This is a genomic window from Maritimibacter sp. DP1N21-5, assembly GCF_019218295.1.
GTDB lineage: Bacteria > Pseudomonadota > Alphaproteobacteria > Rhodobacterales > Rhodobacteraceae > Maritimibacter.
Genome location: NZ_JAHUZF010000006.1, coordinates 1752766 through 1777937, shown reverse-complemented (window position 1 = coordinate 1777937; position 25172 = coordinate 1752766). Strand labels below are relative to the sequence as shown.

The window sequence follows — 25172 nt, the reverse complement described above, 5'->3', positions numbered from 1 at the left end:
CCGTCAGGTCTCCGGAAACTCGAGGTGCCCATCCGGCACCCAGCCCGTCTCGCCTTCGCTGCTGCGGCACAGGGTCCAGCCATGCGTCCGTTCAATGGCAGTCAGCATGTCGCCCACCGAACAGGTCAGTTCCGCGGCTGAATAGTCATGGAGCGCATAGGGTGTGCGATCGACGAAGGCCACGACCCCGTCCGGGACCCAGCCCTCACGCCCCTCGGCGATGGCCCAGAGCCAGCGGTGGCCGTGCCAGATATCCTCTCGCCCGGTCAGGTCGATGGGCGTGCCCGAGGTGAAGCGGATCGGGTCGGTGTAACTGCCCACCCAGTCGCTGGTGACGATCAGGTGCCGCGCAGCTCTTGCACTTTTCGCGTATTCGGTAACAGGGTTGCCGGGTGCAGGCGCGTCTGCCTTGTCTTTTTCAACCATCACGGGCAGCAGCGACAGCTTCGGGCAAGGCGCTCGCGAATACGTCGAGGTCTTCGGGGTGTCCTACCGAGACCCGGATGCAGCGATCCTGTGGCGGTGCGAAGGGCATCCGCACGAAGACGTCGCGCTTGATCAGTTCGCCCAGAACCCGTCGCGCGAAGTCGCCGTCCGCGCCGCAGTCGATGGCCACGAAGTTCGTGGCCGAGGGGAGGGAACTGAGCCCGTTCTCGGCCGCGATCTCGGCGATCCGTCCGCGCGCGACGGCCACCTTGGCCTGCACTTCGGCGAGATAGTCCTCGTCCTGAAGCGCGGCGAGCGCGCCTGCCTGGCTGATCCGCGCCATCCCGAAATGATTGCGCACCTTGTTGAAGGCCGAGATCAGGTCGGCGGTTCCGATGGCATAGCCCACCCGCGCGCCCGCGAGCCCGTAGGCCTTGGAAAACGTTCGCATGCGGATCACGCGCGGGTCGGTCACGTCGAGAGCCGGTGCGACGCCTTCGGGCGCGAATTCGAGATAAGCCTCGTCAAGCACCAGAAGCGTTCCCTCCGGTATTGCCTCGATCATGCGCTGGATCACCTCGGCCTCGTGCCATGTGCCCATCGGGTTGTCCGGATTCGCGAGATAGACGAGCTTCGCGCCGACGTCCCGCGCCTTGTCCAGCAGCGCGACGGGGTCTTCGTGGTCGTCGCGGTAGGGCACGGTGACCAACTCGCCTCCAAACCCGGCGACATGGTAGTTGAACGTCGGATAGGCCCCCAGCGAGGTTACGACCCGGTCCCCCGGCCCGACCACCAGCCGCACGAGATAGCCCAGAAGCCCGTCGATGCCTTCCCCGACCATGATGTTGTCCATGCCGACGCCAAGACGTTCGGCCAGCGCCACCCGCAGGTCCCAGCTCTGTGCGTCGCCGTATTTCCAGGTCTCCTGCGCCGTCTCCGCCATGGCGGTCACGGCGTGCGGGGAGGGGCCGAAGAGGCTCTCGTTGGCGCCGAGCCGGGCACGGAAGGGCCGGCCGCGCTCGCGTTCCTGCGTCTCGGGCCCGACGAAAGGGACCGACGCGGGAAGCGAGGCGGCAAGATCGGTGTAGCGGGGGCCGCGGGGGCCGGAACTCTGTGTCATTTCTGCATGATCGTGGATGCGACGAGGCACGACAAGAGGCTCCGCGCTTTCCCGGACCGACCCGCACGATATGATGCACGGCATTTGAAACAGGGCGTCCTGCATGTCATTCATCTCTTGGCGCCCGCTGGCCCCGCTGATCATCCTGATCTCTGCGCTGGTCTCGGCTCTGCCTGATCCTGCCCACGCGCAGGCCCGCAGCTTTCAGTCCGAGGGCACAGACACGACGCTCGTTCTGGGCGCACGGGCGGCAAGCATGGGTGGCACCGGCACCGCGAGCGCGGATGATCCCACCGCGATCTTCTACAACCCCGCGCTCCTCGCCGGTCTCGACCGGCCCATGCTCGCCATCGACCGTCAGGCCAACCAGAACCTTCGTCCCTTCAACTTCGCCGGGGGCACGCTGCCTCTCTGGTTTGCAGGCGAGAGCGGGCTCAAGGCGACCCTCGGCATCGCGCGCTATACGCGAGTCCACGTCCGGTCCTCCGGCCCATTCAAGGCCGGCGAGGCGCAAAGCGCCTTTCTGCGCCTGCTCCTGCCCGGCATTTCGGGCACCTACGACGGGGACATCGACTCCAAGACGCTGGTCTGGCGCTTCGCCATGGGCATGAGCCACGACGCGTTACCCGGTTTCGCGCTGGGGGTCACGCTCGACCGGATTGATTGCCGCACGAACTCCTGCGGCGTACACGCGACCTCGAACGGCTACGAGGTGAAAAGCTATCACGCCTATGCCTGGACGCTGGGTCTCGGAGCGAGTTACCGGTTCAACGACCGCTGGACGATCGCGGCGACGGTGCAGGATATCCAGGCCGAGATCCTCTACGACGCGGTCGTCACCGACGCCCTCGGGACCCGCACCGGGACCGGGCGCACCTCGCTTCCCTTCAAGTTCGGGATCGAGGTTGCCGCGACGCCCACCGACTGGCTCCGCCTCGCCGCCGGATACCAGCTTGTGCGCGGCACCTATGGGACCTCCACCATGCAGGTCGGCACCCTTCATCTGGGTGCCGAGGCGACGGTGAAGGACCATTGGAAACTCAGGGCCGGGGTCTGGCGTCCGCTCCAGATGCAGTTCACCAACAACATTGCTTTCAACCTGCCACCGGTGGTGCCCGGCTTCGGGATTGGCTACGAACGCGATGGCTGGTCGCTCGACACCGCCGTCATCCCCGATCCGCTCATGTCGGTGCACAACGGGCGCGTAACGCCGCATGTCAAGATGACGCTCGGCTACAGCTTCTAGCGCAGGAACTTGCGCCGGGCCTCTCGCGCGATCTCGTATTTCATCTGGAGCTCGGCCAGCACGGCCATAAGGCGCGCCTTCTCTGCCGGGTCCTCTGCCGCCTGCCACGCTGCCTTGGCCGCGTCGACGGCCTTCTTCAGCTTGATCTCTTCGGGCAGGGCGCCGGCCTCGGCCATGATCCGGTGGCCGACGGCGGTCCCGGTATCGACGAGCGCTTCCTCCGGATGCGCCGGCAGCGGTTTGCCGGCACCCGGAAGATCGCGAAACTGTCCTTCCAGCTCCGCCTTCCTGATCTGATGTTCCGTGAGTCTGTGCCAGGATCGAACCATGGCACGATTATTGCACGACCGACCCGTGACGTCAGTCGAATTTCTTGGACGGGGCGAGCACGGTGGCTTCGCCCTTGAGCACGGGTTTGCCTGCGACAAGGCATTCCGTCTTGAGGAGCACCCGGCGTTTCGCGTGGTCGATCTCCATCACCGTCACTTCCGCGCGCACCACGTCGCCCGGCCGCACGGGGGCGAGGAACTTGAGGTTCTGGCCCATGTAGATCGTGCCATGTCCCGGAAGCTGTTCGCCGATGACCGCCGAGATCAGCCCCGCGGTCAGCATCCCATGGGCGATACGTCCCTCGAAGATCGTGTCCTGCGCATAGGCCTCGTCCAGATGCACCGGGTTCCGGTCGGTGGATACCTCGGCGAAAAGCTCGATGTCGCGGTCGGTCACCTCCTTGGTGAGGTGGCGCTGCATGCCGATCTCAAGATCCTCGATGCAGATCGTGCCTCGGGGGAAATTGTCCAACATTGGCTCCTCGCTCCTGCGATCCGGTGGGTAATAAATTGCGGTTTCCTGTCGCCTTGCCGCAATAATATTACTTTGCAGGTGCAGAAATCAAGGGGCAATTGGTCCTATCGCAGATAGCCGATGGCATAGGTCGGCGCGATCATCTCCTTGGAAACATAGGCGTCGAGCTTTTCTGCCACGGGCTGCCGCGTCGTCCCGGTCTCCTCCCGCGCAAGCCCCCCGGTGATGAAGAGAGAATCGATATCCTCGCCCAGGGCCCCCTTGATGTCGGTCAGGATCCCGTCGCCCACGGCGAGGATCCGGCTGTCCGGAGGCAGGGTCCCCAGCGCCGCAAGCCGCCGGCGCGCCAGGTCATAGATGGGCGGATGCGGCTTGCCGAAGTAAAGGCTCTCGCCCCCCATCCCGGCATAAAGCGCTGCCACCGCGCCTGCGCACCACTCCCGCGTGTCGCCCCGGTCCACCACGATGTCGGGGTTCGCACAGAGGAGTGGCAGGCCCTTCTCCTTGGCGAGCAGGAGCGCCGGACGAAGGTCGGTCGGGTCCGCCATGGGGTCGAAGGGTCCGCAACAGACGATCCCATCTGCCTCTTCCAGGGGCACTTCGCGGACGGCCACGGGATTTTCGATGATCTTCAATGGGTCGAAGAAACTCCGGTCGTGCGGCTCGCCCATGAACCAGATCTTCTCGCCCACCGCCCCGGTGAACATTGCCGCGCGCGCCGCGTCGCCGGAGGTGGCGATGGCGTCCCAGGTGTCGGTCGGCAATCCCATCTTGGCCAGTTGCCGCTCGACGCTTGTGCGGTGGCGCGGCGCGTTGGTGACGAGGATCACCTGCTTTCCCGCGGCGCGAAACGCCTGAAGGGCGGCCACCGCTTCGGGAAAGGGTGAGTGCCCATCGTGAACGCAGCCCCAGAGGTCGCAAAAGAGCGCGTCATAAGGCGCGGCGATTTCGGCAAGGCTTTCGACGATGCGGGTCATGGCGGCTCCTGTTCCTGTCGCGCCATGGATAGCGGATCAGGGCAGGGGGACCAGCCCGAAACGACTTGCGGCGTCGCGGGCGCCGACATATACGAAAAATGGAATTTATATCAGGAGACATCAGATGCCCGCCCGCCGCCTCGTCCTTGTCCTTACCGTTGCCACCGTCGTGGCGGGCGGCGCCCTCGCCGTGACCCGCGGCGCTCCGGAGTTCGATCAGCGGTTCCTGACCGTGGAAGAGATGCAGTCGCGCGAGGCGCTTGTCGTCGACATCCGCACGCCGTCCGAATGGGTCGAAACCGGCGTGATCGACGGCGCGCGGCTCGTCACCTTCGATGATCCGCAAAGCTTTCTTGCGCAGATCCGCGCCCACCTTGCGCCCGGGCAGGACCTGGTCCTCGTGTGCCGGTCCGGCAACCGCACCCGCGCCGCCGCCAGCGCCCTTGCACCCCTGATCGACAATCCGATCACCAGCGTAGAGGGCGGCATGAAAGCGTTGATCGCCAGAGGATACCGCCCGGTCGCGCCGTCCTGACGGGGCCATCACGCGCGCAAAACGAAAAGGGCGGCCCGAGAGCCGCCCTTTTGTATGCATCGCACGGCGCTCAGAGCGCGAGGTTCGGGATGATCTGCTTCTTCCGGGACATGATCCCCGGCAGCACGACCGTGTCGCCCGACACGGCGGTGGCAAAGCTCTTCTCGGCCACGGATTTCACGAGGTCGTTGGGCACCAGAAGCGTCGCTTCCTCGTTCAGGATGTCCACGATGAAGAGAAGCACCTGATCCACACCGTCTTCTTCGGCCACGCCGACCATCGAGGCCATGAGGCTGTCCTTTCGGTCGAGCACGATCCCCGGTGCGGTGGTTTCCAGCACCGACACGCGGAAGCTCTTGCCGCCCACTTCGTATTCCTTGGAGTCCATGCGCAGAAGCTCGGCATCCGAGAAGGCGCTCACGTCCGATTTGGCGGCGAACATCTCGGCGGCATAGTCCGGGATCGACACGCCCAATTCACGCGCGAGCGTCTTGGCCACCTCGACGTCGTGCTCGGTCGTCGTGGGCGAGCGGAATTCGAGCGTGTCCGACAGGATGCACGACAGCGCAAGCGCCTTGATGTCGTCCGTCATCTTCGCGGTGTCGTCGCCCATGAGGTCGTACATGATCGTCGCCGTGCAGGCGAGCGGGCGGATGGTGATGTCGATCGGCCCCTTGGTTTCCAGCCCGCCCACCAGCTTGTGGTGGTCGATGATCTGCACGACGTTGGCGTCGTTGATCGCGGCGGGAAGTTCGGCGGGGTTGTTGGTGTCCACGATGACGCAGCGCTGGCCGGCCGCGATCTCGGAAATGATCTCGGGCTTCTCTTGCCCCCAACGCTTGAGCACGAAGGCGGCTTCGGTGTTGGGTTCGCCCAGCAGGACCGCCTTGGCTTCGACGCCCTTCACCTCGTTCAGGTACCACGCCCAGATGAGCGGCGAACCGGTGGAGTCGGTGTCGGGTGATTTATGGCCGAATACGAGCGTGGTCATGGGCGTCCCTCGGAGGTTCAAGTGCTGTTGCAAGATCGCGCGTCTTATAGGGAGGGCGCTCTGGCTTGTCACGCCCCCCTTTGTCGCCTGCGAGAAGCGGGCTAGGATGCGGCATGGCAAGATCGGCAGAAACCGACCTCTACCCGCCCGTGAAGAGGTGGCTCGAGGGTCTCGGATACGAAGTGAAATCGGAAATCGGCCCGGCGGACGTCGTTGCCTGCCGCGAAGGCAGCGATCCAGTCGTCGTGGAACTGAAGGCGGGCTTCTCCCTTACGCTCCTGCAACAGGCGGTGGCGCGGCAGGCCGTGACGGACTACGTCTATGTCGCCGTGCCGCGTTGGTCCGGCAAGTCCGGGTGGAAAGCGTTCAAGGGCAACATCGGGCTCTGCCGGCGCCTGGGCCTTGGCGTCCTTTCCGTGCGCGCGGCCGACGGCGTCGTGCAGGTTCACTGCGACCCGGCGCCCTTCGTCCCGCGCAAGTCTGCAAGTCGCAAGGCGCGGCTCCTGTCGGAGTTCTCACGTCGCGAGGGCGACCCCAACCTGGGCGGCACCCGGGGCCAGATCGTCACCGCCTGGAAACAGGATTGCGCGAAGATTGCCGCACATCTTGCCGCGAATGGCCCTTCGAAGGGCGCGGTTATCGCCCGTGACACCGGTGTCACGAACGCCACGCGGATCATGTATGTGAACCATCTTGGCTGGTTCGCCCGCGTGGACAAGGGTCTTTACGACCTGACCCCGACGGGACGCGCCAACCTCTGACCGGCCCTTCCTTCTCTGGTCCGGAAATATCCCGGGAGGTCTGGAGGGCTGGCCCTCCAGAGCCGGCGCAGCCGGCTACCCCCGCGACGGCGCCAGCCGGCGCAAGCCTTCAGTTCTCGATGATCGTCTTCACGTTCACGAATTCCTTCATGCCGAAGCCACCGTGCTCGCGCCCGTAGCCAGAATTCTTGACCCCGCCGAAGGGCATGTTCGGCGTCGCCACGTTGAATCCGTTCACGAAGACCATTCCGGTGTCGAACTCATCCCTTGCAAGCGTCACGGCCCGCTCCACGTCGCGAGAGAAGATGCCACCGCCCAGACCGAACTTCGAATCGTTGGCGATCCGCATCGCGTCTTCGTCGTCCTTGGCGCGGATGACGCTCGCCACCGGGCCGAAGAGCTCTTCGTCATAGGCGGGCTGGCCCGGCGCCACGTCCTCGAGCACCGTCGCCGGGTAGAAGGCCCCGCGCCGGTCCGGGATGTGACCGCCACAGGAAAGCTTCGCGCCCTTGGCGATGGACTTCCAGACCTGGTCGTGGAGCTTGTCGCGCAGCTCTTTGCGTGACATCGGGCCAAGCTTGGTGGCCTTGTCCGAAGGATCGCCCATCTCGATGTCGGACATCTCCTTCACATAGGCCGCAATGAAGTCGTCATAGACCGCATCGACCACCACGAAGCGTTTCGCGTTCACGCAGGTCTGGCCGTTGTTGTAGATCCGGCCCATCACACAGGTCTTCACCGCGAGGTCGAGGTCCGCGTCCGACAGCACGAGATAGGCGTCGTTCGAGCCAAGCTCCATAACCGTCTTCTTGAGCGCCGCACCCGCCTTGGCCGCCACATGGCGCCCGGCGTCCGAGGACCCGGTCAGGGTCACGCCGCGCACCTTGTCGTGCGCGATCACCTCGTCCGAGATGTCGTGGTCGATCACCAACACGGTGAAAAGGTGCTTGGGAAGCCCGGCCTCTTCCATCAGGTCGCGCAGGAAAAGCCCAGCGCCGGTGCAACTCGCCGCGTGTTTCAGGAGCACGCCGTTCCCCGCCATGAGGTTCGCGATGGTGTAGCGGATCGCCTGATAGGCGGGGAAATTCCACGGCTGGATGCCATAGATCACGCCGATGGGGCTGTAGGCAATATGGCCTTTCTCGCCATTCTCGACGTCGCGGGTCTCGTCCGCGAGCTCCTTGGGTCCTGCCTCGGCGGTCCATTTGCAGATCCCGGCGCAGAGCTGAACCTCGGTTTTTCCGTCTTTCAGGAGCTTGCCGGTCTCTTCGGTCATGAGCGCCGAGAAGTCGTCGGATTTCTCGATCAGTTTCTCGCCGATCTGGCCGATGATCCGCGCGCGCTCCTGCAAGCTGACCCCGCGCCAGTCGAGGAACGCTTCGTGGCACCGCTCCGCGGCGGCGAAGGCCTCGTCCCGGCTCATGAGGTCGTAGGACTTGATCGGCTTGGCGGTGTAGGGGTTGATCGTGGTGATCTGGCTTTCGTCGACGCTGTCTTTCACGGCGTGTCCTTTCCAATGCATTCGCCGCGACGGGCGCGGCATTGGTGGGGACAACGAAAGACCGCCGCCCTGCGTTCCGAAGGCGGCGGTCCCGATTTCGCGAGGGGCGGTCTTACGCCACTTGCGCCAGTGACACCCGAGGGGTCACGCCCAGCGCGTGAACGATGTCGCGGGTGATGTCGGTCTTGTTGAGCGTGTAGAAATGAAGATCCTCGACCCCGCCGTCGATCAACTCGCTGCAGAGTTCTGTGGCGAGGGAGATCGAGAGCAGTTCTTCGCGACCGTCGCGGATCGCCCGCTCATAGGCCTCGTCGAGCCAGACCGGCACCGGCGCGCCGCAGGCTTTCGCGAATTTCTTGACGCCCGACCACGACTGGATCGGCAGGATGCCGGGGATGATCGGGGCGTCGATGCCGGCTTTCTCGCATTTGTCGCGGAAGCGGAAGAAGGTCTCGGCCTCGAAGAAGAACTGGGTGATCGCCGAGGACGCGCCCGCGTCTATCTTGCGCTTGAGCCATTCGACGTCGGCATCGGCGTGGCCAGCATCCGGATGCGGGTCGGGGTAGGCGCCGACGCGGATGTTGAATTTGCCGGTCTCGGCCAGCGCCTCGATCAGTTCGACCGAATTGGCGAACCCGTTCTGATAGGCGGTGAACCGGTCGGCGCCCTTGGGCGGGTCGCCCCGTAGCGCGACGATCTCGGTCACGCCAGCCTCGGCATATTGATGCGCGATCTCCAGGGTTTCTTCTCTTGTGGCGTTCACGCAGGTCAGATGCGCGGCCACGTTGAGCCCGTAACGGCGGTGGATGGTGCCCACGGCGTCGTGGGTCAGCTCCCGCGTCGTGCCACCTGCACCATAGGTCACCGACACGAAGGTCGGGTCGAGGGGCGACAGTTCGCGCACCGTATCGGCCAGCCGGAAGGCGCCTTCGATGTTCTGCGGCGGGAAGAATTCAAAGCTGATGCGAGGCGTGGTCATGACGAGATTCCATATCTGCTGTTGATCTCAAGCTAGGGGCTTCCATCACCTGAGACAAATTCATAATATTCAGGAAGATTATGAGGGCTGCTCAAGATGTATCTGGAATTCCGCCACCTTCGCACGATCCGCGCCATCCACGAGGCCGGGGGCCTCGCCCGTGCGGCCGACATGCTTCACATCACGCAATCGGCGCTGTCCCATCAGGTGAAGGGGCTGGAGGAGCAGGTGGGGATGGAGCTCTTCCTGCGCCGGTCGAAGCCGATGAAACTCTCTCCCGCCGGTCAGAAACTCCTGCGCCTGGCCGAGACGATCCTGCCGGAGGTTTCTCGGGTCGAAGAGGAGTTTCGCGCCATGCAGTCCGGGCGCTCCGGCCGCATGCATATCGCGATCGAATGTCACGCCTGCTTCGACTGGCTCTTCCCCGTCCTCGACGGGTTCCGCGCCGTCTGGCCCAATGTGGATGTGGACATCCGCATGCGGCTCGCTTTCGACGCGATGGAGGCGCTCAGGCGCGAAGAGGTAGACTTCGTCATTTCCTCGGACCCCGTGTCGCTCCCCGGCGTCACCTTCACGCCGCTCTTCGACTACGAGCCCAAGTTCGTGTGTCCCAAGGGACATCGGCTTGCCGGTCACGAATGGATCGAGGCAGAGGATTTCGCCGACGAGATCCTGCTTCACTATCCGGTGGAGCGCGCGAAGCTCGACATCTTCACCCAGCTCCTCACACCCGCGCGGGTCGAGCCGCGCGGCACGCGTGCGGTCGAACTGACCGAGGTGATCCTCATGCTGGTCGCCGCAGGGCGGGGCGTCACGGTGCTGCCCGACTGGGTGCTCGGGAAATACCGGACGAACCCGGACTATGTGATCCTGCCGATCACCGAAAGGGGCCTGACCAAGAGGATGCATGCGGCGACGCGGGACGAAGACGTGGCGAAACCTTACATCGCCCACATGATGCGGCTCGCGCGCACCGAGCCTGTGAAGTTGCAGCGGCAGATGGGGTGATCCCCGATCCGGACCGCACCACAGAGCCGCTCAGGCCGTCGGATGCAGGAGCCGCCAGTAGACGAGGCCGGCGAGCGCGGCGAGGAGAGCGAGCGTGATCGCGGCCGAGACGATGCGGGCGCGGGCAGCCGATTTCTTTTCATAGAAGGTGCGGGGCGTGATGCCCCGGGTGAACATGATCCCCTGTGCCGCGAGGTTCACGCAGACCACGTTCACGGCAAGAAGCGTCGCAGCGCCGAGGGCGAGGTCGGGGCGCGAAAAGCCGATGAACATGCCGACGGCAGCGGTGGGCGGCAAGAGCGCGACGGCGACCATGACACCGACGAGGGCCGAGGAAATGCCGGTGACAAGCGACAGCGCGGCGGCCGCCCCGGAGGCGAGCGCAATGGCCATGCCGTCAAAGCCCACCTCGGCGCGCGACATGAGTTCCTGCGACGTGAAAGCGGGCGTCGCGAGAAGTCCGATCAGGATCGAAAGGCCCAGGGCCACCACGACCCCGGCGAGGTTCGTGCGCAGCGCCCGGCCCATGAGCGCGCCGTCGCCCAAGGCGATGCCAACCGCGAGGGCGAGGTTCGGCCCCAGAAGGGGCGCGATGACCATGGCGCCGACGACGACGGCCACGTTGTCGGACAGGAGCCCGAGGGCCGCGACCACCGTAGAGAGCACGACGAAGACGATGTAGTTCCGGTCGACCCGGGCATTCTTCCAGACCTGATCGTAGATCTCTTCGCGCGTGAGCCCCGTGGCGGCGATCTCGCGACGTTCGGGCTTCTCGTCCTCGATCCGCGGAATCGTGGCTTCCACGGGCAGGAGGGTGATGCGCCAGTCGCCTTCGTTCTCGGGGCCGAAGACGGCCTGCATCCGGTCGAGGAGCGCCTGACGGTTGTCCTCGGCGGCGAGGATCAGGACGAGCGCATCGCCTTCGGGCCGGGCGGTGGAGAGGACGCGCATCTCGACCGCGCCCTCGGCCTCGACCGCCCGGGTCAGGTAGGGCAGCGTGGCGGCAGGGGCGGTGACGAGGATCTGGCGCAGCGACATGAGGCGACAGTGACCGCGCACCTGATTGGGCGCAAGCCCTTGGCAAGCGGGGGCTTGGCGGGTATAGGCCCGATCTGATCCCCGAACGCCCCACCGGAGCCGATACCATGCAAGGCAGCGCCAACCTCAATGTCATGATCAAGGCCGCGCGCAAGGCGGGCCGGTCGCTGGTCAAGGATTTCCGCGAGGTCGAGAACCTTCAGGTGTCGATGAAAGGCGCGGGTGATTTCGTGTCCAAGGCCGACCTCGCCGCCGAGGAGATCATCAAGGCCGAACTGATGGAAGCGCGCCCCAACTACGGCTGGCTGGGCGAAGAGGGCGGCGGCGAAGAGGGCAAGGATCCGACCCGGCGCTGGATCGTCGATCCGCTCGACGGCACCACGAACTTTCTGCACGGCCTGCCGCACTGGGCGGTGTCCATCGCGCTCGAACACAAGGGCGAGATCGTCGCGGGCGTCGTTTACGACCCGGCAAAGGACGAGATGTTCTTTGCCGAAAAGGGCGCCGGATCCTGGCTCAATGACAAGCAACGCCTGCGCGTGTCGGGGCGGCGTGAACTGATCCAGTCGATCTTCGCGACGGGGGTCCCCTTCGGTGGGCGAGCCGATCTGCCGCAGACGCTTCAGGACCTCGCCCGGATCATGCCGACCTGTGCCGGTGTCCGGCGCTGGGGGGCGGCGGCGCTCGACCTCGCTTACGTGGCGGCGGGGCGGTACGAAGGTTTCTGGGAACGGCGGCTGAACCCCTGGGACCTCGCGGCGGGGCTTCTGATCGTCAAGGAAGCCGGAGGGCTGGTCGAAGGGTTGACGCAGGGTGAGGACCCGCTCATCTCGGGCGAGATCGTCGCCTCGAACGAGCAGGTCTTCGACAAGTTCGCAAAGATCATTCGCGGCTGATTTCACGCTTTCGGCACGCATGTGCCGCAAATTGGCCGGGTTCCGCTGGCACTCCTCCTGCAATGCATGGAGGACGCGATGGCGTTTAGATCACGGATGACCGCCTTTGCGCGGGACGAGAGCGGGGCCGTCACGGTCGACTGGGTCGTGCTCACGGCAGCGATCATCTTCATGGGCATCGCCGCCGGGTTCACGGTGACGAGTTCGGTTCCCTCGCTCGCCGACAAGGCATCCTCCGTGGTCGCGAACCGGCCGGTCGGCGCGAACTAGCGTCAAGACGATCCACTCTCCTTGGAATGACCAACTGACCGCGCGCCGCTCACCGGCGGCGTTTGACCGTTGGAACGCCGGAGCGGACGAAATCGTAGCGCGCTTCGGGATGCGGCGGGTGGCCATGGGTCCGCCGCCAGAAGGCAGGTCCGCCCTCGCGCAGCCATTTCGGCAGGATGAAAACGAAACCCGCGACGAAGCCCCCGGCATGGGCGAGATAGGCGACGCCCGCGTCGAGTTGCGAGGCCGAGTTGAGGAGCTGGAGCCCGAACCAGGCGCCCAGCACGATCCAGGCCGGCAGCGGGAAGACCTTGAAAATAATGATGAAGATGAAAAGCACATCGATGCGCGCCTTGGGAAAGAGCAGCAGGTATCCGCCCAGCACCCCGGCAATGGCGCCCGAGGCACCGACCATGGGAATGCCCGAGTAGGGATCGGGCAGCGCCTGCGCCAGCGCTGCGGCCACGCCGGAGGCGATGTAGAACCCTAGAAACCCGAAGTGCCCAAGTTCGTCCTCGAGGTTGTCACCGAAGATCCAGAGATAAAGCATGTTGCCCGCGATATGCATGAAGCCCGAATGCAGGAACATCGAGGTGAAGATGGTCTCGAAACCGTAGCCCTCCATCACCCGGCCCGGCACGAAGCCCCAAGTGTATAGAAACTGGCTCAACTCCTCCTCGGGCAGGGTGATCTGGCCCAAAAAGATCACCACGTTGATGGCGATCAACGCATAGGTGACGAAGGGCGTGCGCTCGGACGGGTTGTGGTCGCGGATCGGGAACATGGGAAGAGAAGGCACTGGGGGCGTGGCGGCGTCAAGCGCTTGTCGTGTGCGACGGGTCGCTTGACCGGGACGGGGGAGCGGGCGCAGGCTCGGGCCATGCGTCTGTCCTGTATTCTCCTTGTTCTCGCCACGCCCGCCCTGGCCGAAACCTGCCCGCCCGGGCCGGACATCGACGTGCCGCTTGCGGCCCTCATTGCCGAAGGGCAGGAGGCCCAGCGCTACATGCCGGCGCGGGATGCGCTGCGCGATATGTGGGCGCTGTGGAAGGCACCCCCGGACGACTGGTCGGGCGAATTGCTCGCGGTCGGCAAGGAACGCCTCGACATGGCGGACTACGAGGGCGCGCAAAAGGCCTTTGATGCGCTGGTGGATTATTGCCCGACCTGGGCCGAGGGGTGGAATCAGCGCGCCTATGTCTTCTTCAATCAGGAGCGTTACGAGGAGGCGCTGGTCGATCTGGACCGCGCGATCGCGCTCTCACCGAACCACATACCGGCGCTGTCCGGGAAGGGCGTCACCCTCCTCAGGATGGGGCGGGTGGAGGACGGTGAGTTCTGGCTCAAGCGGGCGGTCGATCTGCATCCCTGGCTCCCGGAACGGGGCCTTATCCGCGAACTCTATGGTGCGCCGCGCTAGACCGGGCTCTTGGGCGCGCATATCTCTCGAGCAATGAAAGGGCAGTCGGTGGAGGACGGTGAACATATGGTGGAAGCTCAGACCTCGCCCGTCCGGCTCAGGGACCGGCCCGGATGGATATATCTCATCCAGGAGTTCGAGGTGATCTATCGGCTTGGCTCCGCGGGCGGGTCCAAGGCCATTCGCAGCCACCGCAAGCGGGTGCGCGACGCGCTGGCCAAGGTGAACGATGGTGAACCCGAAGTGGTCGCCCGGGCGCCCGAGGACAAGCCGGTGACGGCGCATCTGGGCCGGGCCTTCGATCTTGGCGACCGGGGGCCGATGGTTGGCATGAGCCGGGCGCTCGGACGGGTCGCGCCCTTGCTGACCTGGGAATACGGCTACGAAAAGGTGCCCATGGCGTTGGCGCAGAAATACGCCTATTGCGAGGTGCTTGGGCCGCGCGGACCGGTTGTCTCGGACCGGATCACGCTGGGCTTCGTGCTCTTCGCGCCGAAGACCACCTATCCGCAGCATTCTCACCGCGACATCGAGGAAAGCTATGTCTCGATCGCCGGGGCCTGGTCCGAGAACGAGCTTGCGGTCTATGCGCCGGGGTCGCTCATCCTCAACGTGCCAGGGCACGAGCACCGGATCACCACGGGCGACGATGACCCCTGCCTGCTGGCCTATGCCTGGATCGGGCCACCCGACAAGCTGACCGCGCCGGGGATGAAGTTCTCGAGCACGAAGAAACGGGTCGAGAAGGGCATCTGAGCCGCTTTCCCTTGCCCGCGCCCTCGGCTAGGGTCGCCCGCGCTGGCCCGCGTGGTGGAATGGTAGACACTGGGGACTTAAAATCCCTTGGCTTTATGCCGTGCCGGTTCGAGTCCGGCCGCGGGCACCAGCGAAGACAGGGAAGTCCACTACGAACGGACCCCTGCCTTCGTTGCGCGTCAAGGCGTCACGATTATCCGGGTGTTCCATCTCTCGCAGGCTGCCGCCAAGTCGGTTGGAAGGGGCCGATCGGTGACGAAGGAATCGATGTCGGCGAGGGACGCGATACGGGCGGGCGCGCTGCGGCTGAGTTTCGTGTGATCGGCAACGAGGAAGGTCTTGCGAGACTGGCTCAGGATTGACTGGCTGACGCTCACTTCCTGAAAGTCGAAGTCCAGCAGGTCGCCGTCCCCATCGAGTGCTGAACAGCCGATGACGGCCAGATCGAACTTGAAGTGGCGGATGGTTTCTGTCGCGAGATTGCCGACCAATCCGCCATCCGCGCGTCGCAGTTGACCTCCCGTCACGATGATCTCGCAATCGCTGTTCTCGGCAAGGATATTGGCCACGTTCATGTTGTTGGTCACGACCATCAGGTTTTCGTGGTGCAGGAGCTCCCGCGCGACGGCTTCCGTTGACGTTCCGATGTTGAGAAACAGCGAAATGCCGTTCGGAATGAGCTTGGCGCAGGCGCGGGCGATGTCGCGTTTTGCCTCCGACCGGAGCGAGCGGCGTTCCTCGTATCCGATATTCGTCGTGCCCGAGGGAAGCACCGCCCCGCCGTGCACGCGCTCGAGACGACCCGCCTCGGCGAGATCGGTCAGGTCCCGACGAATGGTCTGAAGCGTCACGTCGAAATGCTGGGCTAGCCCTTCGACCGTCACCTTTCCTTCGCGGCGGGCGATCTCGAGAATTTCGGGGTGCCGGAATGTTTGGGACATGATCGGGCTTTCAACAAGTGTCTCTCGCGGTCGAACCAGTGCCGCCTCTGGTCCGAAAAGTCACGAGAACCGAACAGAACGCCAGCAGAAAATACGTCTGCTTCCTTGGCAATGCGCGCGATGCGACCGTTCTAGGCCACGCAAACCACTGATTTCTCGAAAAGAACTCAAAAACGAAATAAAACGAAAACAAACTTATTGCCAAACAAACCTGATGTCGGCAAAAAGATGCAGCATACGCGCTTTGAGGAGAGTCGCGTGAAACATCCGGCCACTTCGGAAATCATAGACCTTTTCGTCATCGGCGGCGGCATCAATGGGTGCGGCATCGCCCGAGACGCGGCGGGGCGTGGGTTGTCGGTGACCCTGGCGGAGATGAACGATCTCGCCTCGGCGACGTCTTCGGCATCGACCAAGCTTTTCCACGGTGGGCTCCGATACCTCGAATACTTCGAGTTCCGACTGGTGCGAGAGGCGCTCATCGAGAGGGAGACCCTTCTGAAGGCGATGCCCCATATCAGTTGGCCGATGCGGTTTGTCATTCCTTATCATGAGGATATGCGTTTTGAGGCGGACACGCCGACCTCGAAGCTCATGAGCCTTTTCATGCCGTGGATGAGGGGACGCAGACCGGCATGGCTGATCCGGCTGGGTCTTTTCATGTACGACAACATGGGAGGGCGGAAGATCCTGCCCGCTACGAAGACCCTCGACCTGAGGGGCGCGGCAGAAGGCGCGCCGCTCAAGAATCATTTCGCCAAGGCCTATGAGTATTCCGATTGCTGGGTCGAGGATTCGCGTCTCGTGGTCCTCAATGCCCGGGACGCCGAAGCGCGTGGCGCGCGGATCATGACCCGCACGAAAGTGGTTGGCGCGACGAGCGAAAACGGGATCTGGCGCATCGAAACGCGCAATACCGAAAGCAATCAGACGCGGACATTCCATGCGCGGATGCTCCTGAACGCGGGCGGGCCCTGGGTGGGTGACATCCTCCAGTCGACGGTGCGGCTGAATTCGCGCGAAGGCGTGCGGTTGGTGCGGGGGTCCCACATTGTGACCAACCGGCTCTTCGATCACGACAAGTGTTATTTCTTTCAGGGTGGCGACGGGCGGATCATCTTTGCGATCCCCTATGAGACGGATTTCACGCTCATCGGCACCACCGATGAAGAGCATGCGGATCCCGCGATCGAACCCGAATGCAGCGAGGCGGAACAAGACTACCTGCTCGCCTTCGCAAACCAGTATTTCAGGCGACAACTGACGCGCGAGGACATAGTCTGGACCTATTCCGGTGTCCGGCCCCTTTATGATGACGGGGCCAGCAGCGCGACCGCCGCGACCCGGGACTATACGCTCAAGGTGGATACCAGCGCCGGCGCGCCCATCCTCAATGTCTTTGGCGGCAAGATCACGACCTACCGCCGCCTTGCCGAGAGCGCGATGGACAAGATCGGTGCGCATCTGACGGTCGGAAGAGGCAAGTGGACCGCTGGGGTTCCGCTCCCCGGTGGCGATTTCCCGGTGGACGGTGTGCCAAGGTTGATCCGAGACCTGCAATCGCGGTTTCCGTTCCTGACCGATTTCTGGGCCCGGCGCCTCGTGCGCGCCTATGGCACGGAGGCCGGCGTGATCCTCGGAACGGCGAAGGACAGCGCGGATCTCGGGCATGATTTCGGCGCCACGCTCACCGAGGCCGAAGTCAAATGGCTCATGGCCCACGAATTTGCGCGTACCGCGGAGGATGTGATCTGGCGGCGCAACAAGCTGGGGTTACGGCTGTCCGCCGATGAAACCCTGGCACTGGACGATTGGATGGCGCGGCATCGCCATGCCACGGCCGCGGCGGCGGAATAGGGAGGAGGACCTGATGGCGCTGGAATTGAAGGGCGTGTCCAAGTCCGTCGAGGGGCAGACGCATATCTACCCGACGGACCTGACGCTGGAAAAAGGCACGATGAATGTGCTGTTGGGGCCGACGCTGTCAGGCAAGACGTCCCTCATGCGCCTGATGGCCGGGTTGGACGCGCCCGCCTCAGGCAGGATTATCTGGAACGGCGAAGATGTGACCGGCCAGCGGGTGCAGGACCGCAAGGTCGCGATGGTCTATCAGCAGTTCATCAATTACCCGTCGATGACGGTCTATGAGAATATCGCTTCGCCGCTTCGGCTGATGGGGGTCGACAAGGTCGAGATCGATGCCCGGGTGCGCGAAACCGCCGAATTGACGAAACTCACACCGATGCTCGAGCGCAAGCCGCTCGAACTTTCAGGGGGCCAGCAGCAGCGTTGCGCACTTGCGCGCGCGCTGGTCAAGAATGCCGGCCTCGTTCTGCTGGACGAACCGCTCGCGAACCTCGACTACAAGCTGCGCGAGGAACTGCGGGTCGAGATCCCCAAGATCTTCGAAGCCTCCGGCAGCATTTTCGTCTATGCCACCACCGAACCCGAAGAGGCGCTGTTGCTGGGCGGCAATGTCGCGACCCTGTCCGAGGGGCGCGTGACCCAGTTTGGCCCGACTCCGTCGGTTTATCGCAAGCCCGTCGATGCCACGACCGCGCGGGTCTTTTCCGATCCGCCGATGAACTTCCTGCCGATTTCCAAGACGGGTGATCGGGTCATGTTCGGGGACGGGCAAAGCGTTCCAGCGACCGGCAAGCTCGCGGAACTGTCCGATGGCCGCTATGCCGCCGGATTCCGGCCGAACCACCTCGAAATCGCGAAGCACTCGCCGGATGCGATGCACTTCACCACCACGCTGTCCGTTACCGAGCTCACCGGGTCCGAGACCTTCGTCCACCTCGACCATTTCGGCGAGCGCTGGGTCGGGGTGGTCCAGGGCGTCCATAACCTCGAACTCGGTGCCGAGCTCACCGTCTGGCTCGACCCGCGCCACGTCTACATTTTCGGCGAGGACGGCAAGCTCGTCGCGCCCGCCGCTTACGCGCTGGCGGCTTGAGGGAGGGAACATGGCGAAGATCACCCTTGATAACCTGGCGCACTCCTACCTGCGCCATCCCGGGAGCGAAGACGACTTTGCGCTCAAGGAGCTCAACCACGTCTGGAACGACGGCGCGGCCTATGCGCTCCTCGGGCCGTCCGGCTGCGGCAAGTCAACGCTTCTCAATATCATCTCGGGGCTTCTGCACCCGTCGCAGGGCCGCATTCTCTTTGATGGCAAGGACGTGACCCAGGCCCCCACGGCGGCCCGCAACATTGCGCAGGTTTTCCAGTTTCCGGTCGTCTACGACACGATGACGGTGCATGACAATCTGGCCTTCCCGCTGCGCAATCGCGGCCGGGACGAGGCCTATGTCACCGAGCGGGTTCACGAAATCGCACGCATGATCGGCATGGAAGACATGCTGCGCAAGAAGGCGCGCGGGCTTACTGCGGATGCCAAGCAGAAGATCAGCCTGGGCCGCGGCATGGTGCGCAAGGACGTGAATGCGTTGCTTTTCGACGAGCCCCTGACCGTGATCGACCCGCATATGAAATGGGAGTTGCGCACGCAACTCAAGAAACTGCACCACGACTTCGGCCACACGATGATCTATGTGACGCACGACCAGACCGAAGCTCTGACCTTCGCGGACAAGGTCGTTGTCATGTATGACGGGCGCGTGGTGCAGATCGGCACGCCACAGGAACTTTTCGAGCAGCCGGAGCACACGTTCGTCGGCTATTTCATCGGCTCGCCGGGCATGAACGTTATTCCGGCGCGGATCGATGGGAACAAGGCCTACGTCAATGGTTCGCACGTCGATCTCGCCCACGGCTATGCACCGCTCGACGGCAAGGTCGAGATCGGCGTGCGCCCGGAATTCGCGCGGATCCGGCAGAACGAAGGTCTGCCCGTCAAGGTGCGCCGGGTCGAGGATGTCGGGCGCCACAAGATCATCCGCGCCGATTTCTTCGGCACCGCCATCAACATCATCGCGGGCGAGGATGACCATGTCAGCGCGGACATGAATCGCGTCACTTTCGACGCGAGGCACGTCAACGTCTACGCCAACGACTGGCGCGTCGCGCCGCAGGGTGCGGCGGCGGGTCCGGTCGGGAGGGCTGCGTGATGGAAAAAACCGTCAATCAGAAGGCATGGTTCCTTGTCCTTCCCGTGCTGCTGCTCGTGGCGTTCTCGGCCGTGATCCCGCTGATGACCGTCGTGAACTATTCGGTTCAGGACACCTTCGGGAACAACGAGTTCTTCTGGGCCGGCCTCGAATGGTTCGAGGAAATGCTGGCCTCTGAACGCATGTGGGACGCGCTCGGTCGTCAGCTCATGTTCTCGGGCATCATTCTGGCGATCGAGGTGCCGCTGGGCATCTTCGTGGCGCTCAATATGCCGAAGTCGGGCTTCTGGTCGAGCTTCTGCCTCGTCCTCATGTCACTGCCGCTCCTCATCCCGTGGAACGTCGTCGGCACGATCTGGCAGATCTTCGGCCGGGTCGACATCGGACTTCTGGGCCATACGCTGGCCGCACTCGGGATCGACTACAATTACACCCAGAACGTCTTCGCCGCCTGGGTCACCGTAATCGTCATGGATGTCTGGCACTGGACGTCGCTTGTCGCATTGCTGGCCTACGCCGGGCTGAAGTCGATCCCCGACGCCTATTACCAGGCTGCCAAGATCGACCAGGCGTCACGCTGGAAAGTGTTCCGGTTCATCGAGCTTCCCAAGATGACGGGCGTGCTGATGATCGCGATTCTGCTGCGCTTCATGGACAGCTTCATGATCTACACCGAGCCCTTCGTCGTCACCGGCGGAGGCCCCGGCAATGCGACGACACTGCTGTCGATCGACCTCGTCAAGATGGCGCTGGGTCAGTTTGATCTCGGACCCGCCGCGGCCTTCTCGATCATGTATTTCCTCGTGATCCTGCTCATCTCCTGGGTGTTCTACACCGTGATGACCAACCTCGATAAGCGGGAGGGCTGAGCCATGGCCGATATAGCCGTAAACCAAAGCCCATCGCGTCGTTTGTCCCTGCCCAAGGTCAGGAGCAGTGCGGTCGTGATGACCGTATATCTCCTGTTCATGTTGCTGCCGATCTACTGGCTCCTGACCATGAGCCTTAAGACCAACACCGAGATCCTGAACACGTTCACCCTCTGGCCGCGCAATCTGACCTTCGCCAATTACGCCACGATCCTCAGCGACCCGGCCTGGTATATGGGCTACGTGAATTCTCTGATCTACGTGAGCCTGAACACGGTGATCAGCCTGACGGTGGCGCTGCCGGCCGCCTATGCGTTTTCGCGATACAACTTTCTGGGCGACAAGCATCTGTTCTTCTGGCTCCTGACGAACCGCATGGCGCCGCCTGCGGTCTTCGCGCTGCCCTTCTTCCAGCTCTACAGCTCCGTAGGACTCTTCGACACGCATATCGCCGTGGCGCTGGCGCATTGCCTGTTCAACGTCCCGCTCGCCGTCTGGATCCTCGAAGGCTTCATGCGCGGCGTGCCGAAAGAGATCGACGAGACCGCCTATATCGACGGCTACAGCTTCGGCAGGTTCTTCGTGAAGATCTTCACGCCGCTCATCGCCTCGGGCATCGGGGTCGCCGCGTTCTTCTGCTTCATGTTCTCCTGGGTGGAACTCCTGCTGAGCCGCACGCTGACCACGGTCGATGCGAAACCCATCGCCGCGATCATGACCCGGACCCAGGGGGCGAGCGGCATTGACTGGGGCGTGCTGGCGGCGGCGGGCATCCTGACCATCGTGCCCGGTGCGCTCGTGATCTATTTCGTCCGCAACTACATCGCCAAGGGCTTTGCCCTCGGGCGGGTGTGAGCCGAGAAAGGGAGGATTATCAATGGACTGGATGGCATGGACAGGGCCGACCGCGATCTTCTTTGCCGTCATCGGCACGTTGTTGGTCATCTTCACGGTGCTTGCGATCAAGTTCCCGGAGACGCCTCGAACGGGGATCCTGCGGATCGAAACGACGCGGGGCGATCGGCTCTTCATAACGCTTTTGGGCTCGGCCTTCATCAATCTGGCCTGGCTCGGGATCGTCGGGGCGCAGCAGCCCTACGCTCTCATCGTCTGCCTGCTCTATGCCGTGGCGGTGTTCCGTTTCGTCTAGTGACAGGCCCCCGCAGCCGGGACCGAGGAGACCCGGCCGCGTTCAAAAAAACATCCTCAGTCATCGGTTCACTATGGGAGGAGAAAACCAATGAACCTCAAGCTCAAATCCACAACAGCGGCCTTGCTGGTCCTTGCTGGACCCAGCTTCGCCGATATGGAGGCCGCGCGGTCGTTCCTTGATTCCGAGATTGGCGACATGTCCTCGCTCAGCCGCGAGGAGCAGGAAGCGGAGATGCAGTTCTTCGTGGACGCGGCCGCGCCTTTCGCCGGTATGGAGATCAAGGTGGTCTCCGAAACGATTACCACCCATGAATACGAGAGCCAGGTTCTGGCCCCCGCGTTCACTGCGATCACCGGTATCAAGGTCACCCACGACCTGATCGGGGAAGGCGACGTGGTCGAAAAGCTTCAGACCCAGATGCAGTCGGGCGAGAATATCTATGACGCCTACATCAACGACAGCGACCTGATCGGCACGCATTGGCGCTATCAGCAGGTGCGCAACCTGACCGACTGGATCGCCGGCGAAGGCGCTGATGTGACGTCGCCGACACTGGACCTGGATGACTTCATCGGGCTTAGCTTCACCACTGGCCCCGATGGCAAGGTCTATCAACTGCCGACGCAGCAATTCGCAAACCTCTATTGGTTCCGCTACGACTGGTTCAATGACGAAAAGAACAAGGCGGACTTCCAGGAGGCATACGGCTACGAGCTCGGCGTGCCGGTCAACTGGTCGGCCTATGAGGATATCGCCGAGTTCTTCACCGGTCGAGACCTGAGCCATCTCGGCGTCGAAGGCGAAGTCTTCGGCAATATGGACTACGGCAAGAAAGACCCCTCGCTTGGCTGGCGCTATACCGACGCCTGGATGTCGATGGCCGGCATGGGCGACGTTGGCGAACCCAACGGCCTGCCCGTGGACGAATGGGGCATCCGCGTGAACGAGAACTCCCAGCCCACCGGCTCCTGCGTGGCCCGTGGCGGCGCGACCAATTCGCCCGCGGCCGTCTACGCGGTGACGAAAGCGATCGAATGGCTTGAGAAGTATACGCCCCCAGCCGCGGCCGGCATGACCTTCTCGGAAGCGGGACCGATCCCGGCGCAGGGCAACATCGCCCAGCAGATGTTCTGGTATACCGCCTTCACCGCGGACACCGTCATGCCGGGGCTCCCGGTCATGAACGAGGACGGCACGCCCAAGTGGCGCATGGCGCCGTCGCCGCACGGCGTCTACTGGAAAGACGGACAGAAGGTCGGATATCAGGACGCGGGATCGTGGACGCTGATGCAGTCCACCCCGGTGGATCGTGCACAGGCGGCGTGGCTCTATGCCCAGTTCGTCACGTCGAAGACCGTGGATGTGAAGAAATCCCACGTCGGCCTGACCTTCATCCGCGAAAGCACGGTGCAGCATGAAAGCTTCACCGAACGCGCCGACAAACTGGGCGGCTTGGTCGAATTCTACCGTTCGCCCGCCCGCGTCGCGTGGTCGCCCACCGGCACCAACGTTCCGGATTACCCGAAGCTCGCGCAGTTGTGGTGGCAGAACATCGGTGACGCCATGTCGGGCGCGAAGACCCCGCAGGAAGCCCTCGACGCGCTTTGCGCCGATCAGGAGCGGGTGCTCGAACGTCTCGAACGCGCCGGTGTCCAGGGTGATCTGGGTCCGAAGCTCAACGAAGAGATGTCGGCCGAGCATTGGTTCGCAGAGCCGGGCGCGCCCTATGCCAAGCTCGAGAACGAAGACGAGGAGCCCATGACGGTCAGCTATGACGAGCTGATCGCGTCCTGGCAGTGAGCCGTCCTCCCCGGCCGGGGCCCTTCGGGGCCTCGGCCACTCTCGGTCCTCCCACATTCTGCACCCGCGCCGGTCCGGCACATGTTCCATCGCTTTGAGGAGAGGCGGTCATGCCCCATATTCTGGCCATAGATCAGGGCACGACCTCGACCCGCGCCATCCTGTTCGACGCCACGATGACGGCTGTCGCCTCTGCGCAGGAGGAGTTTACACAGCATTTCCCGGCGAGCGGCTGGGTCGAACATGATCCTATGGACCTCTGGGCCACTACGGCGGCCACCTGCCGCGCTGCGATCGAAAAGGCGGGCGGGGTCGAGGTCTCGGCCATTGGCATCACCAACCAACGCGAAACGACGCTGGTCTGGGACCGCGCGACCGGCCGACCCATTCACAATGCCATCGTCTGGCAGGACAGGCGCACGTCGGCGCTGTGCCGGAGACTTGAAGCCGAAGGGTTCGGGGAGGTGGTGACCGACCGGACCGGGCTATTGCTCGATCCCTACTTCAGCGGCACGAAACTCGCCTGGTTGCTCGACAACGTCGACGGCGCGCGGGCGCGGGCCGAGGCCGGCGATCTGGTCTTCGGCACGGTGGACAGCTGGCTCGTCTGGAATCTCACGGGCGGGGCGGCGCATGTGACGGACGCCACCAACGCGGCGCGCACGATGCTCTACGATATCCGCAAGGGGCGATGGTCGCGCACGATCTGCGAGCGGCTGAACATCCCCATGTCGATGCTGCCCGAGGTGCGCGACTGCGCCGCCGATTTTGGCGAGACGCGCCCCGATCTGTTCGGTCGCCCGATCCCGATCCGCGGCATCGCGGGCGATCAACAGGCCGCCACCGTGGGGCAGGCGTGCTTCGAGCCCGGCATGCTCAAGTCGACATATGGCACGGGGTGTTTCGCGCTGATCAACACGGGCGACATGCCGGTGCGCTCGCACAATCGACTTCTCACGACCATCGCCTACCAGTTGGACGGCAAGCCGACCTATGCGCTGGAGGGGTCGATCTTCATCGCTGGGGCGGTGGTGCAATGGCTGCGAGACGGTCTGAAGATCATCCGCGACGCGGGTGAAACCCAGCCTCTGGCCGAAGCCGCCGATCCGACGCAAGATCTTGTGCTGGTGCCCGCCTTCACCGGGCTTGGCGCGCCATACTGGAATGCGGAGTGTCGCGGCGCGGTCTTTGGCCTGACCCGCAGCTCGGGAGCCGAAGAGTTCGCCCGCGCCGCACTCGAAAGCGTCGGCTACCAGACCCGCGATCTGCTGACGGCGATGCAGGAAGACATGCGCAGAGCAGGGGGAGCAATTCCGGCCGACACGGCGAGCTTGCGCGTGGACGGCGGCATGAGCGCATCCGCCTTCGCGATGCAATTCCTCTCCGACATCATCGGCGCGCGGGTCGACCGGCCCAAGGTGCTGGAAACCACGGCGCTGGGCGCGGCATGGCTGGCGGGACAACGTGTGGGGATCTATCCGGCGCAAGCGGAGTTCGCCGCCCAATGGGCGCTCGACAAGACGTTCGAGCCCGCGATGGACGAAGACACCCGTGCCGCGAAATACGCCGCATGGCAAAGGGCCGTGCAGGCCACGATCAGCGTCTAGA

Annotated in this window: 27 protein-coding genes and 1 tRNA gene; 17 read left to right on the top strand and 11 right to left on the bottom strand. The window is 63.9% G+C overall.

The features are described 5' to 3' along the window. Positions 1 to 3: 3 nt before the first annotated feature. Positions 4 to 426 (bottom strand): SH3 domain-containing protein, encoded by a 423-nt coding sequence (locus KJP29_RS16440; protein ID WP_218464597.1) that lies wholly within the window; start codon positions 424 to 426, stop codon positions 4 to 6. Then, positions 419 to 1546, bottom strand: a complete 1128-nt coding sequence (locus KJP29_RS16435; RefSeq protein WP_218464596.1) for a pyridoxal phosphate-dependent aminotransferase — start codon at positions 1544 to 1546, stop codon at positions 419 to 421. The genes KJP29_RS16440 and KJP29_RS16435 overlap by 8 nt, the downstream gene beginning before the upstream one ends. A gap of 103 nt (positions 1547 to 1649) precedes the next feature. Here KJP29_RS16435 and KJP29_RS16430 point away from each other — a divergent pair, with 103 nt between their 5' ends. Then, positions 1650 to 2792 carry a hypothetical protein gene (locus tag KJP29_RS16430; RefSeq protein ID WP_218464595.1) on the top strand — a complete coding sequence of 381 codons (1143 nt, stop codon included), beginning with the start codon at positions 1650 to 1652 and terminating at the stop codon, positions 2790 to 2792. Here the strand turns inward: KJP29_RS16430 and KJP29_RS16425 are convergent. From KJP29_RS16425 to KJP29_RS16415, 3 genes are all read right to left on the bottom strand, one after another. Continuing rightward, positions 2789 to 3121, bottom strand: coding sequence for a DUF1992 domain-containing protein (locus KJP29_RS16425; RefSeq protein ID WP_218464594.1), 333 nt, complete (start codon positions 3119 to 3121; stop codon positions 2789 to 2791). The two genes, KJP29_RS16430 and KJP29_RS16425, sit on opposite strands and share 4 nt — an antisense overlap. Positions 3122 to 3152: 31 nt before the next feature. Beyond that, entirely contained in the window at positions 3153 to 3596 is a 444-nt protein-coding gene (locus KJP29_RS16420; protein WP_218464593.1) for a MaoC family dehydratase, read from the bottom strand. A 104-nt stretch (positions 3597 to 3700) separates the two neighbouring features. Next, positions 3701 to 4573, bottom strand: coding sequence for a TIGR01459 family HAD-type hydrolase (locus KJP29_RS16415; RefSeq protein WP_218464592.1), 873 nt, complete (start codon positions 4571 to 4573; stop codon positions 3701 to 3703). A gap of 124 nt (positions 4574 to 4697) precedes the next feature. Between KJP29_RS16415 and KJP29_RS16410 the strand changes: the two genes are divergently transcribed. Next, positions 4698 to 5108 (top strand): rhodanese-like domain-containing protein, encoded by a 411-nt coding sequence (locus tag KJP29_RS16410; RefSeq protein WP_218464591.1) that lies wholly within the window; start codon positions 4698 to 4700, stop codon positions 5106 to 5108. 70 nt (positions 5109 to 5178) lie between these two features. Here KJP29_RS16410 and KJP29_RS16405 read toward each other — a convergent pair whose 3' ends face one another. Beyond that, the gene (locus KJP29_RS16405) at positions 5179 to 6099 is read right to left on the bottom strand and encodes a manganese-dependent inorganic pyrophosphatase (RefSeq protein ID WP_218464590.1); all 921 of its coding nucleotides are present in this window, start codon (positions 6097 to 6099) and stop codon (positions 5179 to 5181) included. A gap of 113 nt (positions 6100 to 6212) precedes the next feature. Between KJP29_RS16405 and KJP29_RS16400 the strand changes: the two genes are divergently transcribed. Further along, positions 6213 to 6860 (top strand): DUF2161 domain-containing phosphodiesterase, encoded by a 648-nt coding sequence (locus KJP29_RS16400; protein ID WP_218464589.1) that lies wholly within the window; start codon positions 6213 to 6215, stop codon positions 6858 to 6860. Positions 6861 to 6969: 109 nt separating this feature from the next. Here the strand turns inward: KJP29_RS16400 and KJP29_RS16395 are convergent, their stop codons facing one another. Together KJP29_RS16395 and metF are read right to left on the bottom strand one after the other, a co-directional pair. Continuing rightward, entirely contained in the window at positions 6970 to 8382 is a 1413-nt protein-coding gene (locus KJP29_RS16395; RefSeq protein WP_218464588.1) for an NAD-dependent succinate-semialdehyde dehydrogenase, read from the bottom strand. Positions 8383 to 8473: 91 nt separating this feature from the next. After that, entirely contained in the window at positions 8474 to 9340 is an 867-nt protein-coding gene (metF, locus tag KJP29_RS16390; protein WP_218464587.1) for a methylenetetrahydrofolate reductase [NAD(P)H], read from the bottom strand. A 96-nt stretch (positions 9341 to 9436) separates the two neighbouring features. Between metF and KJP29_RS16385 the strand changes: the two genes are divergently transcribed. Continuing rightward, positions 9437 to 10348, top strand: coding sequence for a LysR family transcriptional regulator (locus tag KJP29_RS16385; protein WP_218464586.1), 912 nt, complete (start codon positions 9437 to 9439; stop codon positions 10346 to 10348). A 30-nt stretch (positions 10349 to 10378) separates the two neighbouring features. On the opposite strand, the gene KJP29_RS16380 is transcribed toward KJP29_RS16385, so the two are convergent. Then, on the bottom strand, positions 10379 to 11386 hold the full coding sequence (locus tag KJP29_RS16380) for a TIGR00341 family protein (RefSeq protein ID WP_218464585.1): 1008 nt from the start codon (positions 11384 to 11386) through the stop codon (positions 10379 to 10381). 107 nt (positions 11387 to 11493) lie between these two features. On the opposite strand from KJP29_RS16380, the gene KJP29_RS16375 reads away from it, so the two are divergent. Both KJP29_RS16375 and KJP29_RS16370 read left to right on the top strand, forming a co-directional pair. Then, positions 11494 to 12282 (top strand): inositol monophosphatase family protein, encoded by a 789-nt coding sequence (locus KJP29_RS16375; protein ID WP_218464584.1) that lies wholly within the window; start codon positions 11494 to 11496, stop codon positions 12280 to 12282. Positions 12283 to 12360: 78 nt separating this feature from the next. Beyond that, positions 12361 to 12552, top strand: coding sequence for a hypothetical protein (locus KJP29_RS16370; RefSeq protein ID WP_218465010.1), 192 nt, complete (start codon positions 12361 to 12363; stop codon positions 12550 to 12552). Between the two features lie 49 nt (positions 12553 to 12601). Here KJP29_RS16370 and KJP29_RS16365 read toward each other — a convergent pair whose 3' ends face one another. After that, complete coding sequence (locus KJP29_RS16365; RefSeq protein ID WP_218464583.1) at positions 12602 to 13336, bottom strand: rhomboid family intramembrane serine protease; 735 nt, start codon at positions 13334 to 13336, stop codon at positions 12602 to 12604. Between the two features lie 96 nt (positions 13337 to 13432). Here KJP29_RS16365 and KJP29_RS16360 point away from each other — a divergent pair, with 96 nt between their 5' ends. From KJP29_RS16360 to KJP29_RS16350, 3 genes are all read left to right on the top strand, one after another. Beyond that, complete coding sequence (locus KJP29_RS16360) at positions 13433 to 13972, top strand: tetratricopeptide repeat protein (protein WP_218464582.1); 540 nt, start codon at positions 13433 to 13435, stop codon at positions 13970 to 13972. A gap of 66 nt (positions 13973 to 14038) precedes the next feature. Then, positions 14039 to 14728, top strand: coding sequence for a dimethylsulfonioproprionate lyase family protein (locus KJP29_RS16355; RefSeq protein WP_218464581.1), 690 nt, complete (start codon positions 14039 to 14041; stop codon positions 14726 to 14728). A 45-nt stretch (positions 14729 to 14773) separates the two neighbouring features. Further along, positions 14774 to 14858: transfer RNA gene (locus tag KJP29_RS16350), tRNA-Leu, on the top strand. A 49-nt stretch (positions 14859 to 14907) separates the two neighbouring features. Here the strand turns inward: KJP29_RS16350 and KJP29_RS16345 are convergent. After that, positions 14908 to 15669: a DeoR/GlpR family DNA-binding transcription regulator gene (locus KJP29_RS16345; protein ID WP_218464580.1), complete on the bottom strand. Its 762-nt coding sequence runs from the start codon at positions 15667 to 15669 to the stop codon at positions 14908 to 14910. Positions 15670 to 15927: 258 nt separating this feature from the next. On the opposite strand from KJP29_RS16345, the gene glpD reads away from it, so the two are divergent. From glpD to glpK, 8 genes are all read left to right on the top strand, one after another. Beyond that, the gene (gene glpD, locus KJP29_RS16340) at positions 15928 to 17526 is read left to right on the top strand and encodes a glycerol-3-phosphate dehydrogenase (RefSeq protein ID WP_370630882.1); all 1599 of its coding nucleotides are present in this window, start codon (positions 15928 to 15930) and stop codon (positions 17524 to 17526) included. Positions 17527 to 17539: 13 nt separating this feature from the next. Continuing rightward, a complete protein-coding gene (locus tag KJP29_RS16335) occupies positions 17540 to 18628 on the top strand; it encodes an ABC transporter ATP-binding protein (protein WP_218464578.1) in 1089 nt (362 codons plus the stop codon). Positions 18629 to 18638: 10 nt separating this feature from the next. After that, positions 18639 to 19742 carry an ABC transporter ATP-binding protein gene (locus KJP29_RS16330; protein WP_218464577.1) on the top strand — a complete coding sequence of 368 codons (1104 nt, stop codon included), beginning with the start codon at positions 18639 to 18641 and terminating at the stop codon, positions 19740 to 19742. Further along, positions 19742 to 20611, top strand: a complete 870-nt coding sequence (locus tag KJP29_RS16325; RefSeq protein WP_218464576.1) for a carbohydrate ABC transporter permease — start codon at positions 19742 to 19744, stop codon at positions 20609 to 20611. Before KJP29_RS16330 ends, KJP29_RS16325 begins: the two co-directional genes overlap by 1 nt. Before the next feature lie 3 nt (positions 20612 to 20614). Next, a complete protein-coding gene (locus tag KJP29_RS16320; protein WP_218464575.1) occupies positions 20615 to 21466 on the top strand; it encodes a carbohydrate ABC transporter permease in 852 nt (283 codons plus the stop codon). A gap of 22 nt (positions 21467 to 21488) precedes the next feature. Continuing rightward, positions 21489 to 21761, top strand: coding sequence for a DUF2160 domain-containing protein (locus tag KJP29_RS16315; protein WP_218464574.1), 273 nt, complete (start codon positions 21489 to 21491; stop codon positions 21759 to 21761). A 90-nt stretch (positions 21762 to 21851) separates the two neighbouring features. Then, positions 21852 to 23564, top strand: coding sequence for an ABC transporter substrate-binding protein (locus KJP29_RS16310; protein WP_218464573.1), 1713 nt, complete (start codon positions 21852 to 21854; stop codon positions 23562 to 23564). Positions 23565 to 23674: 110 nt separating this feature from the next. Then, complete coding sequence (gene glpK / locus KJP29_RS16305) at positions 23675 to 25171, top strand: glycerol kinase GlpK (RefSeq protein WP_218464572.1); 1497 nt, start codon at positions 23675 to 23677, stop codon at positions 25169 to 25171. Position 25172: the final 1 nt, after the last annotated feature.

Excerpts from the sequence above, each read along its gene's own strand:
- KJP29_RS16325 (WP_218464576.1), top strand. The coding sequence starts at position 19,742 with ATGGAAAAAACCGTCAATCAGAAGGCATGGTTCCTTGTCCTTCCCGTG.
- KJP29_RS16385 (WP_218464586.1), top strand. The coding sequence starts at position 9,437 with ATGTATCTGGAATTCCGCCACCTTCGCACGATCCGCGCCATCCACGAG.
- glpK (WP_218464572.1), top strand. The coding sequence starts at position 23,675 with ATGCCCCATATTCTGGCCATAGATCAGGGCACGACCTCGACCCGCGCC.
- KJP29_RS16440 (WP_218464597.1), bottom strand. The coding sequence starts at position 426 with ATGGTTGAAAAAGACAAGGCAGACGCGCCTGCACCCGGCAACCCTGTT.
- KJP29_RS16375 (WP_218464584.1), top strand. The coding sequence starts at position 11,494 with ATGCAAGGCAGCGCCAACCTCAATGTCATGATCAAGGCCGCGCGCAAG.
- KJP29_RS16330 (WP_218464577.1), top strand. The coding sequence starts at position 18,639 with ATGGCGAAGATCACCCTTGATAACCTGGCGCACTCCTACCTGCGCCAT.
- KJP29_RS16405 (WP_218464590.1), bottom strand. The coding sequence starts at position 6,099 with ATGACCACGCTCGTATTCGGCCATAAATCACCCGACACCGACTCCACC.
- KJP29_RS16355 (WP_218464581.1), top strand. The coding sequence starts at position 14,039 with ATGGTGGAAGCTCAGACCTCGCCCGTCCGGCTCAGGGACCGGCCCGGA.
- KJP29_RS16410 (WP_218464591.1), top strand. The coding sequence starts at position 4,698 with ATGCCCGCCCGCCGCCTCGTCCTTGTCCTTACCGTTGCCACCGTCGTG.
- KJP29_RS16360 (WP_218464582.1), top strand. The coding sequence starts at position 13,433 with ATGCGTCTGTCCTGTATTCTCCTTGTTCTCGCCACGCCCGCCCTGGCC.
- metF (WP_218464587.1), bottom strand. The coding sequence starts at position 9,340 with ATGACCACGCCTCGCATCAGCTTTGAATTCTTCCCGCCGCAGAACATC.
- KJP29_RS16315 (WP_218464574.1), top strand. The coding sequence starts at position 21,489 with ATGGACTGGATGGCATGGACAGGGCCGACCGCGATCTTCTTTGCCGTC.
- KJP29_RS16335 (WP_218464578.1), top strand. The coding sequence starts at position 17,540 with ATGGCGCTGGAATTGAAGGGCGTGTCCAAGTCCGTCGAGGGGCAGACG.
- KJP29_RS16310 (WP_218464573.1), top strand. The coding sequence starts at position 21,852 with ATGAACCTCAAGCTCAAATCCACAACAGCGGCCTTGCTGGTCCTTGCT.
- KJP29_RS16415 (WP_218464592.1), bottom strand. The coding sequence starts at position 4,573 with ATGACCCGCATCGTCGAAAGCCTTGCCGAAATCGCCGCGCCTTATGAC.
- KJP29_RS16320 (WP_218464575.1), top strand. The coding sequence starts at position 20,615 with ATGGCCGATATAGCCGTAAACCAAAGCCCATCGCGTCGTTTGTCCCTG.
- KJP29_RS16365 (WP_218464583.1), bottom strand. The coding sequence starts at position 13,336 with ATGTTCCCGATCCGCGACCACAACCCGTCCGAGCGCACGCCCTTCGTC.
- KJP29_RS16395 (WP_218464588.1), bottom strand. The coding sequence starts at position 8,382 with ATGCATTGGAAAGGACACGCCGTGAAAGACAGCGTCGACGAAAGCCAG.
- KJP29_RS16420 (WP_218464593.1), bottom strand. The coding sequence starts at position 3,596 with ATGTTGGACAATTTCCCCCGAGGCACGATCTGCATCGAGGATCTTGAG.
- KJP29_RS16370 (WP_218465010.1), top strand. The coding sequence starts at position 12,361 with ATGGCGTTTAGATCACGGATGACCGCCTTTGCGCGGGACGAGAGCGGG.
- KJP29_RS16345 (WP_218464580.1), bottom strand. The coding sequence starts at position 15,669 with ATGTCCCAAACATTCCGGCACCCCGAAATTCTCGAGATCGCCCGCCGC.
- KJP29_RS16425 (WP_218464594.1), bottom strand. The coding sequence starts at position 3,121 with ATGGTTCGATCCTGGCACAGACTCACGGAACATCAGATCAGGAAGGCG.
- KJP29_RS16430 (WP_218464595.1), top strand. The coding sequence starts at position 1,650 with ATGTCATTCATCTCTTGGCGCCCGCTGGCCCCGCTGATCATCCTGATC.
- KJP29_RS16380 (WP_218464585.1), bottom strand. The coding sequence starts at position 11,386 with ATGTCGCTGCGCCAGATCCTCGTCACCGCCCCTGCCGCCACGCTGCCC.
- KJP29_RS16435 (WP_218464596.1), bottom strand. The coding sequence starts at position 1,546 with ATGACACAGAGTTCCGGCCCCCGCGGCCCCCGCTACACCGATCTTGCC.
- KJP29_RS16400 (WP_218464589.1), top strand. The coding sequence starts at position 6,213 with ATGGCAAGATCGGCAGAAACCGACCTCTACCCGCCCGTGAAGAGGTGG.